Annotated in this window: 12 protein-coding genes; 8 read left to right on the top strand and 4 right to left on the bottom strand. The window is 71.4% G+C overall.

Going from position 1 to position 12776, the window contains the following annotated elements; genetic code table 11:
* The first annotated feature begins 41 nt into the window (after positions 1-41).
* Complete coding sequence (locus AC5L3X_RS38520) at positions 42-647, top strand: response regulator transcription factor (protein WP_189127679.1); 606 nt, start codon at positions 42-44, stop codon at positions 645-647.
* 198 nt (positions 648-845) lie between these two features.
* On the opposite strand, the gene AC5L3X_RS38525 is transcribed toward AC5L3X_RS38520, so the two are convergent.
* Entirely contained in the window at positions 846-1961 is a 1116-nt protein-coding gene (locus AC5L3X_RS38525; protein ID WP_494863680.1) for a PP2C family protein-serine/threonine phosphatase, read from the bottom strand.
* A 116-nt stretch (positions 1962-2077) separates the two neighbouring features.
* Here AC5L3X_RS38525 and AC5L3X_RS38530 point away from each other — a divergent pair, with 116 nt between their 5' ends.
* Both AC5L3X_RS38530 and AC5L3X_RS38535 read left to right on the top strand, forming a co-directional pair.
* Entirely contained in the window at positions 2078-3307 is a 1230-nt protein-coding gene (locus tag AC5L3X_RS38530; RefSeq protein WP_494863682.1) for a GNAT family N-acetyltransferase, read from the top strand.
* 15 nt (positions 3308-3322) lie between these two features.
* Complete coding sequence (locus AC5L3X_RS38535) at positions 3323-3472, top strand: hypothetical protein (protein WP_189127682.1); 150 nt, start codon at positions 3323-3325, stop codon at positions 3470-3472.
* Here the strand turns inward: AC5L3X_RS38535 and AC5L3X_RS38540 are convergent.
* Positions 3469-3936 carry a ribose-5-phosphate isomerase gene (locus AC5L3X_RS38540; protein WP_494863684.1) on the bottom strand — a complete coding sequence of 156 codons (468 nt, stop codon included), beginning with the start codon at positions 3934-3936 and terminating at the stop codon, positions 3469-3471. The genes AC5L3X_RS38535 and AC5L3X_RS38540 overlap by 4 nt on opposite strands.
* 104 nt (positions 3937-4040) lie before the next feature.
* Here AC5L3X_RS38540 and def point away from each other — a divergent pair, with 104 nt between their 5' ends.
* Together def and AC5L3X_RS38550 are read left to right on the top strand one after the other, a co-directional pair.
* Positions 4041-4526, top strand: a complete 486-nt coding sequence (gene def, locus AC5L3X_RS38545) for a peptide deformylase (protein WP_189127684.1) — start codon at positions 4041-4043, stop codon at positions 4524-4526.
* Between the two features lie 9 nt (positions 4527-4535).
* Positions 4536-5273: an SDR family oxidoreductase gene (locus tag AC5L3X_RS38550; protein ID WP_494863686.1), complete on the top strand. Its 738-nt coding sequence runs from the start codon at positions 4536-4538 to the stop codon at positions 5271-5273.
* Between the two features lie 85 nt (positions 5274-5358).
* On the opposite strand, the gene AC5L3X_RS38555 is transcribed toward AC5L3X_RS38550, so the two are convergent.
* Together AC5L3X_RS38555 and AC5L3X_RS38560 are read right to left on the bottom strand one after the other, a co-directional pair.
* Positions 5359-6762, bottom strand: a complete 1404-nt coding sequence (locus AC5L3X_RS38555) for an aldehyde dehydrogenase family protein (protein ID WP_225264126.1) — start codon at positions 6760-6762, stop codon at positions 5359-5361.
* Positions 6763-6870: 108 nt separating this feature from the next.
* The gene (locus tag AC5L3X_RS38560) at positions 6871-7491 is read right to left on the bottom strand and encodes a mycothiol-dependent nitroreductase Rv2466c family protein (protein ID WP_189127687.1); all 621 of its coding nucleotides are present in this window, start codon (positions 7489-7491) and stop codon (positions 6871-6873) included.
* 90 nt (positions 7492-7581) lie between these two features.
* Between AC5L3X_RS38560 and pepN the strand changes: the two genes are divergently transcribed.
* The 3 genes from pepN (at position 7582) to AC5L3X_RS38575 (ending at position 12697) form a co-directional block, all read left to right on the top strand.
* Positions 7582-10143 carry an aminopeptidase N gene (pepN, locus tag AC5L3X_RS38565; protein ID WP_494863687.1) on the top strand — a complete coding sequence of 854 codons (2562 nt, stop codon included), beginning with the start codon at positions 7582-7584 and terminating at the stop codon, positions 10141-10143.
* A 132-nt stretch (positions 10144-10275) separates the two neighbouring features.
* Complete coding sequence (locus AC5L3X_RS38570; RefSeq protein ID WP_494863688.1) at positions 10276-11694, top strand: serine/threonine-protein kinase; 1419 nt, start codon at positions 10276-10278, stop codon at positions 11692-11694.
* 46 nt (positions 11695-11740) lie between these two features.
* Entirely contained in the window at positions 11741-12697 is a 957-nt protein-coding gene (locus AC5L3X_RS38575; RefSeq protein WP_494863690.1) for a hypothetical protein, read from the top strand.
* The last annotated feature ends 79 nt before the right edge of the window (positions 12698-12776 follow it).

The following is a 12776-nucleotide window of genomic DNA, read 5'->3' on the forward strand; positions in this document are numbered from 1 at the left end:
AGATCAAACGATCACTCTGAGACAGAACGAAGGAGGGCGCCTTGATCCGGATTTTGGTCGCCGAGCACCTGCCGCTGGTGCGGCGCGGCCTGGTCGCCTCCCTCGACGCCGAGCCCGACCTGCGGGTCGTGGCCGAGGTGGGCAGTGCCGAGGACGTGCTGCCCGCGGCGCTCACCTGCGAGCCCGACACGGCGGTCATCGATCTGGATCTGCCCGGCTCGGGTGGCATTCCCGCCGTGACGCGGCTGCATGAGAAGGCGCCCGGCTGCCGGGCGCTGATCCTGTCCGCCCAGCCGACCCCTGGCCAGGTGCGCAGCGCCCTGGCCGCGCACGCGCTCGGTTTCATGAGCCTCGACGTCGCTCCCGAGCAGCTGGCCGAGGGCCTGCGGCAGGTCGCGGCGGGTCGCCGGGCGATCGACTCGGAGCTGGCGATCGCCGCCCTGCAGTGCGCCCCCAACCCGCTGACCAGGCGCGAGCTCGACGTGCTGCGCATCGCCGCCGAAGGCGCCGGGTCGGCGGAGATCGCCGACCAGTTGTTCCTGTCGGTCGGCACCGTGCGCAACCACCTGTCGCGGATCATGTGCAAGACCGGCGCGCGCAACCGCCTCGACGCCGTACGGATCGCCAGCGACTCAGGCTGGCTCTGACCGCCACGAGCGGGCCGAACCCCGGACGGAGCCGCGCCGCTCCCCCGGGGCTCGGGCTCATGGGCAGAGCGTTACGAGAATCCCAGGACTCCGGCGCACCGGCCAGTGACCACGATCATGGTTGGGCCATGGGGTCGGTCATGGTGCGACCCATGTTGTTCGTCACTACAGGGCACCACAGGGCTTGCCACGCGGGCGCTACGGGCGCCAGATGAGCACCAGCGCGCAGTCGTCGTTGTGGCCCGACGACATGACGTTGACCAACGCCCGCGCTCCGTCGCGGAAACCCGACGGCAGCAGCCGCTCCGCCTCGCCGAGCAGCTTGTCGAGCCCGGCGTCGATGTCGCGGCCGGGCTCCTCGATCAGCCCGTCGGTGTAGAGCAGCAACGCGTCACCCTTGCGCAGGGTGCCGCTGTCGGGCTCGCAGTGCAGGTCGGGCACCACGCCGAGCACCACGCCCTTGGCCGTGGCGACCTGCCAGTTGCCGGTGCCCGCGTCGAACTTCACCACCGGCGGATGACCGGCCGAGGTGATCGTGTAGGCGCCCGTCGCCAGGTCGAGCCGGACGTGCACGGCGGTCACGAACCCCTCGTCGCCGCGCTGGCGGTGGAGGTAGGCGTTGCAGGCCGGCAGGAAGTCGTCGACCGAGCCGAGCAGCCCGCCGAAGGTGCCCGAGAGGAGCAACGCTCTGGTGCCCGCGTCGACGCCCTTGCCCGACACGTCGACCAGGGCGATCTCCACCTTGTCGCCGTCGCGCATGGAGACCAGGAAGTCGCCCCCGAAGGAGGACCCGCCCGCCTGTTTGAGCACGACCTTGGCGCCCCAGTCCTTGGGCAGCGCGGGCAGCTCTCCTTGGCTCTTGAGCCGGTCGCGCAACTCCAGCAGCATCGCGTCTCCGCGCAGCCCCTGCACTCCGAGCTTGCCCCGGGTGCGGGCCATGAGCACGGCCAGCACGGTGGTGAAGCCGATGGTCACCATGAGTCCGAGCCCGATCCGGCCCACGCCGAGGGTGACGGCGATGTAGCCGAGCGCGACGGCGACCGCCACCAGCAGCTTGGCCAGGCTGGCGAGGCGCAGTTGCAGCCCGCCGAGCAGGGTGATGAGGATGAGCAGCGAGGGCGAGAACCACTCGGTCGACACCCGGGCGGCCAGCAGGCCCACCAGGAGCGTCAGCACGGTGAGGGTGACCAGCAGGTTGCGGTCGCGGGCCAGCGGCCCTCTGCGGAGGAACCGTACGGCGGACACCAGGAACGGCACCCGTACGAGGAGCGCACGGAGCCATGGCGGGATCAGCGGCGCCGGACGGGAACTCATGATGCGCCTGACTGTAGCGGTCTGGCCCGGCTTTGGGCAGCCCACTTGACCAACACCTTGATCATCTCGCCTGATAATCGGTGGCCCTCACTTCGGACCGCTCATACGGTGGACGGATGACGTATCCGATCCGTCCGGTTGACGAGGCCGACTGGCCGGCGTTCGCCGAGGTGCTCTCCGAGGGGTTCGGCTGGACGCCGCATCCGCAGCAGTCCGCACGGTACAAGGCGCAGACCGAGTTCGACCGCACCCTGGCGGCGTTCGACGGTGACGTGGTCGCGGGCGTCACGGCCGTCTTCAGCCTGACGATGACCGTGCCGGGCGGTCAGCTCCCGGTCGGCGGCGTGACGGGCGTCAGCGTCCTGCCCTCGCACCGCCGCCGTGGCGTGCTGTCCGCGCTGATGCGCCGGCAGCTGAACGACATCCGCGAGCGGGGCGAGGCCGTCGCCGCCCTCTACGCCTCGGAGTCTTCGATCTATGGCAGGTTCGGCTACGGCAGGGCCGCCGGGGAGCTGTCGTTCCGGATCCAGAAGCACGGGTCGGCCTTCGTCCGCAACGCTCCCGTCGACCCGTCGCTGCGGCTCCGGGTGGCGAGGCCGGCCGAGGCGAGGGGCGACTTCGAGCGGCTGTTCGCGTCGATCGCGACCCGGCGCCCCGGCCGCTACCTGCGCCACGAGCACTTCTGGACGGGCCTGCTGGCCGACGAGGAGATCGACCGGCGCGGTGACGGCATGCTGCGTTCGGTGATCGCCGAGGACGACGGGGGCGTGCGCGGCTACGCGCTGTTCCGGATCAAGGCGAGCTGGGACTCCAACGGCGTGCCCGACGGCGAGCTGCGGCTGCATGAGCTGGAGGCGTCCGATCCGGCGGCGTACGCGCTGCTGTGGCGCAGCGTGCTCGACCGTGACCTGGTCTCGCGGGTGGAGGCGGGAGGCAGGCCGGTCGACGACCCGATCACCGCGCTGCTGGCCGATCCGCGGCAGCTGCGCGCGTCGTGGGCGGACGAGCTCTGGGTCCGGCTGGTCGAGGTCGACCGGGCGCTGACCTCGCGGTCCTACTCGGCCCCCGTCGATGTGGTCATCGAGGTCGAGGACGACGTGTGCCCGTGGAACGCCCGCCGCTGGCGGCTGAGCGCCGATCCGACGGGCGCCGAGTGCAAGCCGGTCGAGGACGAGCCCGACGTGACGCTGCCGGCCGCCTCGCTCGGCTCGGCGTACCTGGGCGACGGCCTGCTCACCACCGAGCTCGACGCCGGGCTGCTGCGTGAGCACTCGCCCGGGGCGGTGCGGGCGCTGGCCACGGCGATGTCGTGGAGCCCGAAGCCATGGGCGGGGCTGACCTTCTGACGTAGGCTCCTGAGCATGGCGCTGCAGAGTTTGCAGATCACGGCGGTCACCGCGATGCGCGCGCGCGACGTGTCGAAACCGTCGAGGGAGCAGCAGGAGGCCGCCGACCGGCGGCCCCTGCGCGACGAGATGCCGCGACGCGATCCCAAGCGTCGCGGAGGTTAGGGCAGCGAGGGCAGCTGGCCGATGGTCTCGTAGGTCTCGACCTGGGCGATGCGCCGGCTGTGGCGCTCGGCGCCGGAGAAGGGCGTGGCCAGGAAGGTCTCGACGAACCTGGTCGCGTCTTCGGTGGAGTGCATCCGGGCGCCCACGCTGACCACGTTGGCGTTGTTGTGCTCGCGGGCGAGCTTGGCCGTCTCCTCGCTCCAGACCAGGGCGGCGCGGATGCCGCGCACCTTGTTGGCGGAGATCTGCTCACCGTTGCCGGACCCGCCGATGACCACGCCCAGGCTGCCCGGATCGTCGGCGACGCCCTCGGCGGCCCGCAGGCAGAACGCCGGATAGTCGTCCTCGGCGTCGTAGACGAAGGGACCGCAGTCGGTCACCTCGTGGCCGTGGTCCTTCAGCCAGGACACGAGATGGTTCTTGAACTCATAGCCGGCATGGTCGGCACCGATGTAGACGCGCACGGCTCCAGTCTTCCACAGCGCCGTCCATCGGACTCCCGGCGCGTGCGCTCTGGCTAGAGTAAGGGGTCCTGACCTTACTCACTCCTTACGGAAGCAGAGCACCCATGCGTGAGATCCGTGTGATCGGCGACCCGGTCCTGCGCACGCCCGCGGAGCCCGTGGAGGGCTTCGACCGCGAGCTGCGCCGCCTGATCGACGAGATGTTCGAGGCGATGTACGCGGTGGACGGTGTCGGCCTGGCCGGCCCGCAGATCGGCGTGTCCCGGAGGCTGTTCGTCTACGACATCAGCGGCCGCAAGGGGCACGTGGTCAACCCCGTGCTGACCGTGGACGACCCGGAGGAGATCGTCGACGAGGAGGGCTGCCTGTCCGTCCCCGACCGGCGGGCGGGCCGGCCGTCCTACGCCCCGGTCGCGCGGGCCTCCGGGGTGACGGTCGAGGGCTTCGACCGGCTGGGCCGGCCCGTACGCGTGAAGGCGCGCGGTTCGCTGGCCCGGTGCTTCCAGCACGAGACCGAGCATCTCGACGGCAGGCTGTACCTCGACCGGCTGTCCAAGAGTGAGGCCCGCAAGATCATGCTGAAGGCGTAGGTTGGCGGCATGACCTCACTCTCGACACTCTCGGGCATGGGCGCGCTGGTGACCGGAGGCTCTCGCGGCATCGGCCGGGCCATCGTGGAGCGGCTGGCCGCCGACGGGGCCGACGTGGTGTTCAGCTACCACACCAGCACCGAGGCGGCCGAGCGGGTGGCCGCCGAGACGGGCGCGCTGGCCGTACGCGCCGACCAGGGCAGCGAGGAGGACCTCGCCCGGCTGTTCGCCATGGCGGAGAAACGGCTGCCGGGCGTCGACATCGTGGTCAACAACGCGGCCGAGGGCGGCCAGGCGCCCATCGCCGACGTGACACGCGAGACCTACGAGCGGGTGTTCGCGGTCAACGCCCGCGCGACGTTCCTGGCCATCCAGTGGGCGGGCAGGGTGATGCGTGACGGCGGCCGGATCGTCAACATCTCCACCCTCAACACCGCGCTGCCCGCGCCCGGCATCGCCCTCTATGCGGCGAGCAAGGCGGCGGCCGAGCAGTTCGCCAAGGTGGCTGCGCGCGAGCTGGGAGAGCGCGGGATCACCGTCAACATCGTCTCGCCCGGCGCCACCGACACCGAGATGCTGCGCGCCGGCAACCCGCCGGAGGCGCTGGAGCAGGCGTCCGGTTTCACCGCGTTGCGGCGGCTCGGCCGGCCCGACGACATCGCGGCGGTCGTCGCCTTCCTCGCCGGGCCCGACGGCCGGTGGATCACGGGGCAGAACCTCCTGGCCACCGGCGGCATGCTCCTGTGATGGCCGTGGCGGCCGGACGTGATTCATCGCCGTGCCGGCCGGACGTGTCAAGGGGCGTGGCGGCCCGGACGGGCCGCCACGACTGTCACAGCTGCAGGGACTTGATCTCGAGGTACTCGTCGAGACCGTGTTCGCCCAGCTCGCGGCCCACGCCTGACTGTTTGTAGCCGCCGAACGGCGCCATCGGGTTGAACTTGCCGCCGTTGATCATCACCTGACCGGTGCGAAGGCGCCGGGCCAGGGCGACGGCTCGCTCCTCGGTGGCGGACCAGACCGCTCCGGACAGGCCGTACCTGGTGCCGTCGGCGATCCGGACCGCCTGGTCCTCGGAGGTGTAGGGGATGATCGACAGCACCGGACCGAAGATCTCCTCCTGTTCGATCGTCATGCCGGGCTCGACCGCGGCGAAGATCGTCGGCTCGACGTAGTAGCCGCGGTCCAGGGGCGGCTCGGTGCCACCGGCCACCAGCCGGGCGCCCTCCTCCTGGCCCCGGTTGATGTAGTGGACCACGCGGTCGCGCTGGGTGGCGGAGACGAGCGGGCCGACCCGGGTGGCCTCGTCGAACGGATCGCCGACGGTGTATTTGCGCGCCGCCTCGACGGCCAGGCCGACGGCCTCGTCGTACTGGTCGCGGTGGACGATCATGCGGGTCCACGCGGTGCAGGTCTGGCCGGCGTTGACGAAGCAGTTGGCGACGCCGACCTTGACGGCCACCCCCAGATCGGCGTCGGGCAGGATGATGTTGGCGGACTTGCCGCCCAGCTCCAGCGCGACGCGCTTGACCGTCTCGGCCGCCAGCGCGGCCACTCTGCGGCCCGCGGCCGTCGAGCCGGTGAAGGAGATCATGTCGACCTCGGGGTGCGCGGCCATGGCCTCGCCCACCACCGGGCCTCGCCCGCTGACCAGGTTGAACACGCCGGGCGGCAGCCCGATCTCGTGGAAGATGTCGGCCAGCGCGTAGGCGGCGAGCGGCGCCACCTCACTCGGCTTGAGGACGACCGTGCAGCCCGCGGCCAGCGCCGGGGCGACCTTGCAGATGATCTGGTGCAGCGGGTAGTTCCACGGGGTGATCGCCGCGACCACGCCGACCGGCTCCTTGACCACGAGCGAGTTGCCGACGCGCGACTCACGCGGGTGGCTCTCGGCCAGTTGGGCGTAGGAGGCCAGCACTCCGGCGGGCATCAGGGTCTGCACCTTGAGCGCGAAGCCGAGCGGCGCGCCCATGTCGCTCGCGATCGTCCGCGCGACCTCGTCGGCGCGCTCCTTCAGCAGCTCGGCGGCCGCGGCCAGGAGTTTGCCCCGCTCGGCCGGCGCGGTGGCCGACCAGGAGGCGAAGGCTTCTCGCGCGGCCAGGACCGCTCGCTCCACGTCGTCAGGGGAGCCCGCGGGCACCCGATCGATGATCTCCTCAGTGGCCGGGTTGACAACGTCGATCGCCTCACCCGAGGCCGAAGCGGTCCAGGCACCGCCGATGTATAGCTGACGCATGGCCCCCATCCTCGCGCGCCTGCCGTCGCAAAGCGAGGACAGGCGCTTGACGCACCCTTTTCTGCAGAGTAAAGGTATGAGCCCGGGATTGAGGGGATTGTTCCGAACTCAGTCGAAGGTCAGCGGGCGGGTGCGGGAGCGCTTGATCTCGAAGAAGTCCTCGAAGGCGGTCACCAGGAGCACGCCGTCCCAGAGGCGGCCGGCCTCCTCACCGCGCGGCACGCGGGTGATGACGGGGCCGAAGAAGGCGTTGCGGCCGACCCGGATGACAGGGGTGCCGACCTCCTGGCCGACCAGGTCGATGCCGGTGTTGTGCGACTCGCGTACGGCGGCGTCGAACTCCTCGGAATCCGCGGCCGCGACCAGCTCCGGGTCGAGCCCGACGGCCGCGAGCGACTCACCGAGGACGGCGCGCAGTTGGCCGGGCTGCTTGTTGCGGCCCTCGTTGTGCAGGCGGGTGCCGATCTCGGTGTAGAGGGGGCCGATCACGGACTCGCCGTACTTCGCCGCGGCGGCGGTGATCACCCGGACCGGCTCGATGGCCTTGGCGATCCCCTCACGGTAGGCCTCGTCGACGTCCTTGCCCTCGTTGAGGACGGTGAGGCTCATGATGTGCCAGCGCGCCTCGATGGGCCGCACCTTCTCGACTTCGAGCAGCCATCGTGACGTCAGCCAGGCGAACGGGCAGAAAGGATCGAACCACAGGTCCACAGGAGTCTTCGCAGTCATGTGGGGCCATAACCTGGGGGAGCCCGTCTCCTATTCCCAGCGTGGCAGGATACCGGCATACCCCAACGAAGTGGTGCAAAGGAGCGGAATTTGGCAGGCAATCTGACCCGGGACGAGGCTCGCGAGCGTGCTCGGCTGCTGGATGTCGAGTCGTACGAGGTCGCGCTCGATCTGACCGAGGGCGACGAGCGCTTCGAAAGCGTCACGACGGTCCGTTTCACCACCGACAGACCCGGCGCGTCCACCTTCATCGACCTGCACGGCGCCCAGGTGCGGCAGGTCGCGCTCAACGGAGTCGAGCTCGACGTCTCCGCCTACGACGCCGACAAGGGCCGCTTCCCGCTTCCCTCGCTGGCCGCGTCCAACGTGCTGCGCGTCGACGCCGACTGCGCCTACATGCGCAGCGGTGAGGGTCTGCACCGGTTCGTCGACCCCGTCGACCAGCGGGTCTACCTGCACAGCCAGTTCGAGACGGCCGACGCGCACCGCATGTACGCCTGCTTCGACCAGCCCGACCTCAAGGCCTCCTTCGAGCTGACCGTGCTGGCGCCGGGCGACTGGGAGGTCGTCTCCAACGCCGCGGCGTCGTCGGTCGAGGACCTGCCCGCCGAGGGTGGCAGGCACGGGGCCGTGCAGCCCGCCAAGCGCTGGCGGTTCCCCGCCACGCCGGTCATGTCCACGTACATCACCGCGCTGGTCGCCGGGCCGTACCACAAGGTGACGGCGGAGCACGACGGCATCCCGCTGGGCGTCTACTGCCGCGCCTCGCTGGCCGAGCACCTCGACGCCGACAACATCCTGGAGGTCACCCGGCAGGGGTTCGACTTCTTCCACCGGGTGTTCGGCGTGCGCTACCCGTTCGGCAAGTACGACCAGCTGTTCGTGCCCGAGTTCAACGCGGGCGCGATGGAGAACGCCGGCTGCGTGACCTACCTCGAGGACTACGTCTTCCGCTCCCGCGTCACCGACGCCGTGGTCGAGCGGCGGGCCGAGACGATCCTGCACGAGATGGCCCACATGTGGTTCGGCGACCTGGTCACCATGCGCTGGTGGGACGACCTGTGGCTGAACGAGTCGTTCGCCACCTACATGTCCGTGCTGGCGCAGGCCGAGGCCACCCGCTGGGGCAAGGGCGCGTGGACCACGTTCGCGAACGTGGAGAAGTCCTGGGCCTACCGCCAGGACCAGCTGCCCTCCACGCACCCGATCGCCGCCGACATCCCCGACATGCAGGCGGTCGAGGTCAACTTCGACGGCATCACCTACGCCAAGGGCGCCTCGGTGCTCAAGCAGCTGGTCGCCTACGTGGGGCTGGACAACTTCCTGGCCGGCGTGCGCGACTACTTCACCGAGCACGCCTGGGGCAACACCGAGCTGAAGGACCTGCTCGGCGCCCTGGAGCGGACCTCCGGCCGCGACCTGTCGTCCTGGTCGAAGGAATGGCTGGAGACCGCCTGGGTCAACACGCTGCGCCCGTCGTTCACCGTCTCGCCCGACGGCCGGTTCGAGCGCTTCGAGGTGCTGCAGGAGGCACCGGCCGACTACCCCACGCTGCGCTCGCACCGTGTCGCCATCGGCCTCTACTCACTGGCCGACGGCGTGCTCACCCGGACCAGGCGGGTCGAGCTGGACGTGGTGGGCGCCCGCACGGTCGTGCCCGAGCTGGCCGGCGAGCGGCAGCCCGACCTGGTGCTGATCAACGACGACGACCTGACCTACGCCAAGATCCGCCTGGACGAGCGCTCGCTCGGCACGCTGGTCGCGGGGGGCATCACCGGCTTCACCGAGTCGCTGCCCAGGGCCCTGTGCTGGTCGGCGGCCTGGGACATGACGCGTGACGGCGAGATGTCCACCCGCGACTACGTCAGGCTGGTCGTCTCGGGCGTGGGCACGGTCAAGGACATCACGGTGCTGCAGGCGGTGCTCCGGCAGGCGCGGCTGGCGGTGCAGCAGTACGCCGACCCGGCCTGGCGGGCCGAGGGCCTCGCCCTGCTCTCCGCCGAGCTCAGGTCGCTGCTGGCCACGGCCGAGCCAGGCTCCGATCACCAGCTGGCCTACCTCCAGGCCTTCGCGCCGGTGGCCACCTCGGCCGAGGACCTCGCCGTGCTGAGCGCCATCCTCGACGGCTCGGACGTCCCCGAGGGGCTGAGCGTCGACGCCGACCTGCGCTGGACACTCGTCCACGCGCTGGTCTCCGGCGGCCGGCTCGGCGAGGCGGACATCGCCGCCGAGCTGGAGCGCGACCCCACCGCCACCGGCGAGCGGTCCGCGGCGCTGTGCCGCGCGACCATCCCGACGGCCGAGGCCAAGGCCGCCGCGTGGGAGACGATCGTGGGCGGCAAGCTGGCCAACCACATCGCCCGCACCACGGTCAGCGGCTTCCAGGACCCGCACCATCCCGAGCTGCTGGAGCCCTACCGCGAGGCCTACTTCGCCGAGGTCGGGCGGATCTACCAGGAGTGGACGTTCGACCAGGCGCAGACGTTCGCGGTCGGGTGCTTCCCATCCCTGCTGATCGAGCCCGAGACTGTCGCGGCGGCCCAGGACTACCTGGCCACCGCCAAGCCGCCCCAGGCGCTGCGCCGGCTGATCCTCGAAGGCGCCGACGGGGTCAGCCGCGCCCTGCGCAACCGGGCCAAGGACGCCTCCTAGGCACCCTGACCGGGCCCCGGCCGCGCGCCGCGACCGGGGCCCCGCCGGTTTCGCCCGGTAAGTCGTGGGAGGGGCGAGGCCCGCCCACGGAAACGGCGATCGCATCGAAGACGCGATGTTAGCCTCGGAAACGTGTTCGGCCCCGGGACCACGCTCAACGATCGCTACGTGCTGACCGACCGCCTCGGCGGTGGCGGCATGGGCGAGGTGTGGCGCGCCGACGACTCCGTGCTCGGCCGCACCGTGGCCATCAAGGTGATGATGCCCGCGCTGGCCGAGAATCCCGCGTTCGCCCGGCGTTTCCAGAACGAGGCCAGGGCCATGGCCACGCTCCGGCATCCCGGCGTGGTCGACGTCTACGACTACGGCGCCTGCGAGGTCGACCAGCGCCGGTTCAGCTTCCTGGTGATGGAGCTCGTCCACGGCGAGTCGCTCGACCACGTGCTGCGCCGGGGTCCGCTCGGCCCCGACGCCACCATGCGGCTGGTCGCCGAGGTGGCCGACGCGCTGGCCGCCGCCCACGCGCAGGGCATCGTGCACCGCGACGTCAAGCCGGCCAACCTGATGATCCGGTCCGACGGCCGCGCCGCGCTCACCGACTTCGGCATCGCGCACTCCGTCTCGGCCGGCCAGCTCACGGCCACCGGCACGATGCTGGGCTCGGCCGCCTACTGCGCTCCCGAGATGGCCATGGCCGGCGACGTGACCCCCGCCGTCGACCTCTACTCCCTGGGCGTGGTGGCCTACGAGTGCCTGACCGGGCGGCTGCCGTTCCAGGGCGACACTCCCGTACAGATCATCTACAAGCACCTGCACGCGCCCGTTCCCGAGCTTCCCGCCGACGTGCCGCCGGGGCCTCGCCGGCTGGTCGAGAGGGCGCTGGAGAAGACGCCCGAGCGACGCTGGGCCTCGGCCAACGAGGTCGCTCTGGCGGCGCGCCAGGCCATGGGCACGGCCGCCTCGTCGGCTCCGTCCGCCTCGCACGCGTTCGCGCCCGCAGCGGCTTCGGCAGGGGCGTCGGCCACCGCGCCCGGCGTGGCTGACGGCACGGAGCACAGCACGCTGCCGGGCGCCGAACACGACGCGCCGCACGTGGTGCCCGAGGCGCGGTCCGGCACCCGGCGCCGGGTCCTGACCGCCGGCCTGGCGATCCTCACCGCGATCGTGGCGACCGTGGCGGTGGCGGGTTCGGTCTGGATACGTTCTGACAGCGCCGCCGAGCCGGTCACCGTTCCCCCTGCGGTGTCGACTAGTCAGACGCCGTCGCCGGGCGTGACTCCGAGCAGCGGGCAGCCGGTACGACAACAGCAGCAGGCGCCGCCGACGAAGGGCTCCTCGGCTCCCGTCGTGACGGCCACCACTTCCCCCTCGGCCACGCCGAGCGCGACGCCCACCGGCGAGCCCGAGCCGACCGGCAAGCCCACCACCTCGCCGCCTGAGCCCGAGCCGACCGAGGAGCCGCCGTCCCCCGGTCCGCAGGAGCCCGAGCCGACAGCCGAGGAGCCCAAGCCGACCGGCGACATCCAGTGCATCCGGGAGCCCTGCCCCTGACCTCCGGCGTTCCGCCGGCCCTCCAGGGCCGTGAGAAGGTGATCAGGTGGACTCGACTCGCGACCTGTTCATCGCACTGGCCCGCCGCTACGCGTTCGCCGATCTGGGGGCGCTGGCGCCTGATCCCGAGGTCGCCGACGTGTGCGACTTCGGGCAGCGGCTCCTCTCCCTCGACGCCGAGGACTTCGCCGTCGAGGCGCGGTCCGTGCCGGCCGCCCTGAGGCGGAGCGCCCGGGCGTGCCACATGCCGCAGACCGCCCGCGAGCAGCCGCGCGGCGCACTCGAGTCGCTACGGCCCGCCTACCGGCTGCTGCTGGAGGTGATCGCCGTCCGCTGGCACCGCCGCGAGCTGAGCCCCATGATCGCCGCCGTGCACATCGCCGGCGAATACCTTCCGTTGCTGGCGTTCGAGCCGCAGCTCGGCCACGCGGGTGATCCCGCGCGGTGGCCCGAGGGCCTGAGCGCCCCGGGCAGCAGGTTCGGCGTGATCGGCGACCGCGACTGCGACCACACCAAGTCCGAGCAGTCCGCCACCAACCGCACCCTCCGGGTGTCGATCGAGCCGCCCGAGGGCTGGCGCGCCTACTTCGACCGCCAGCACAGCCAGGTCGCCGGCGCGGTGGCCGTCTGCCTCTCCACCTGCCGCAAGCCGTGTACGGCGATGCACTGGATCGAGCCAGAACCACGCGCCGACCTGGGCGTTCGCGCCCGCACCGCGCTGGCCTTCGCCGAAACCCCCCTCGTACGGCTCCGCCACGCGGCACCCGTCGGCCACGGCTTCGGCGTGCCCTCACCGGAGGAGGTGCTCGACGCCTGGGAGCGCAGCCGGGCGGTGCTCGACAAGAGCGAGGTCGGCGCGGCGGCGCTCAAGGACGACGGTTTCCCCCTGCCGGGCCTGCCCTCGCTCTTCTCGGCCATCGCCGCCACGCCCATCGCTCCGGCCACGCTGCTCGACGGCGTCAGCCGGCACATCGTCGGCCTCCTCGAACGCCTGCCCGGCTAGCCGCAATGCCGGGTAGTTAAGGTGCTTGGGCGGTTGTCGAGTCAGGTTTGTTGAGGATCTCGGTGTGGACGACTGTCCG

It is taken from the genome of Nonomuraea sp. CX421, from assembly GCF_059358955.1.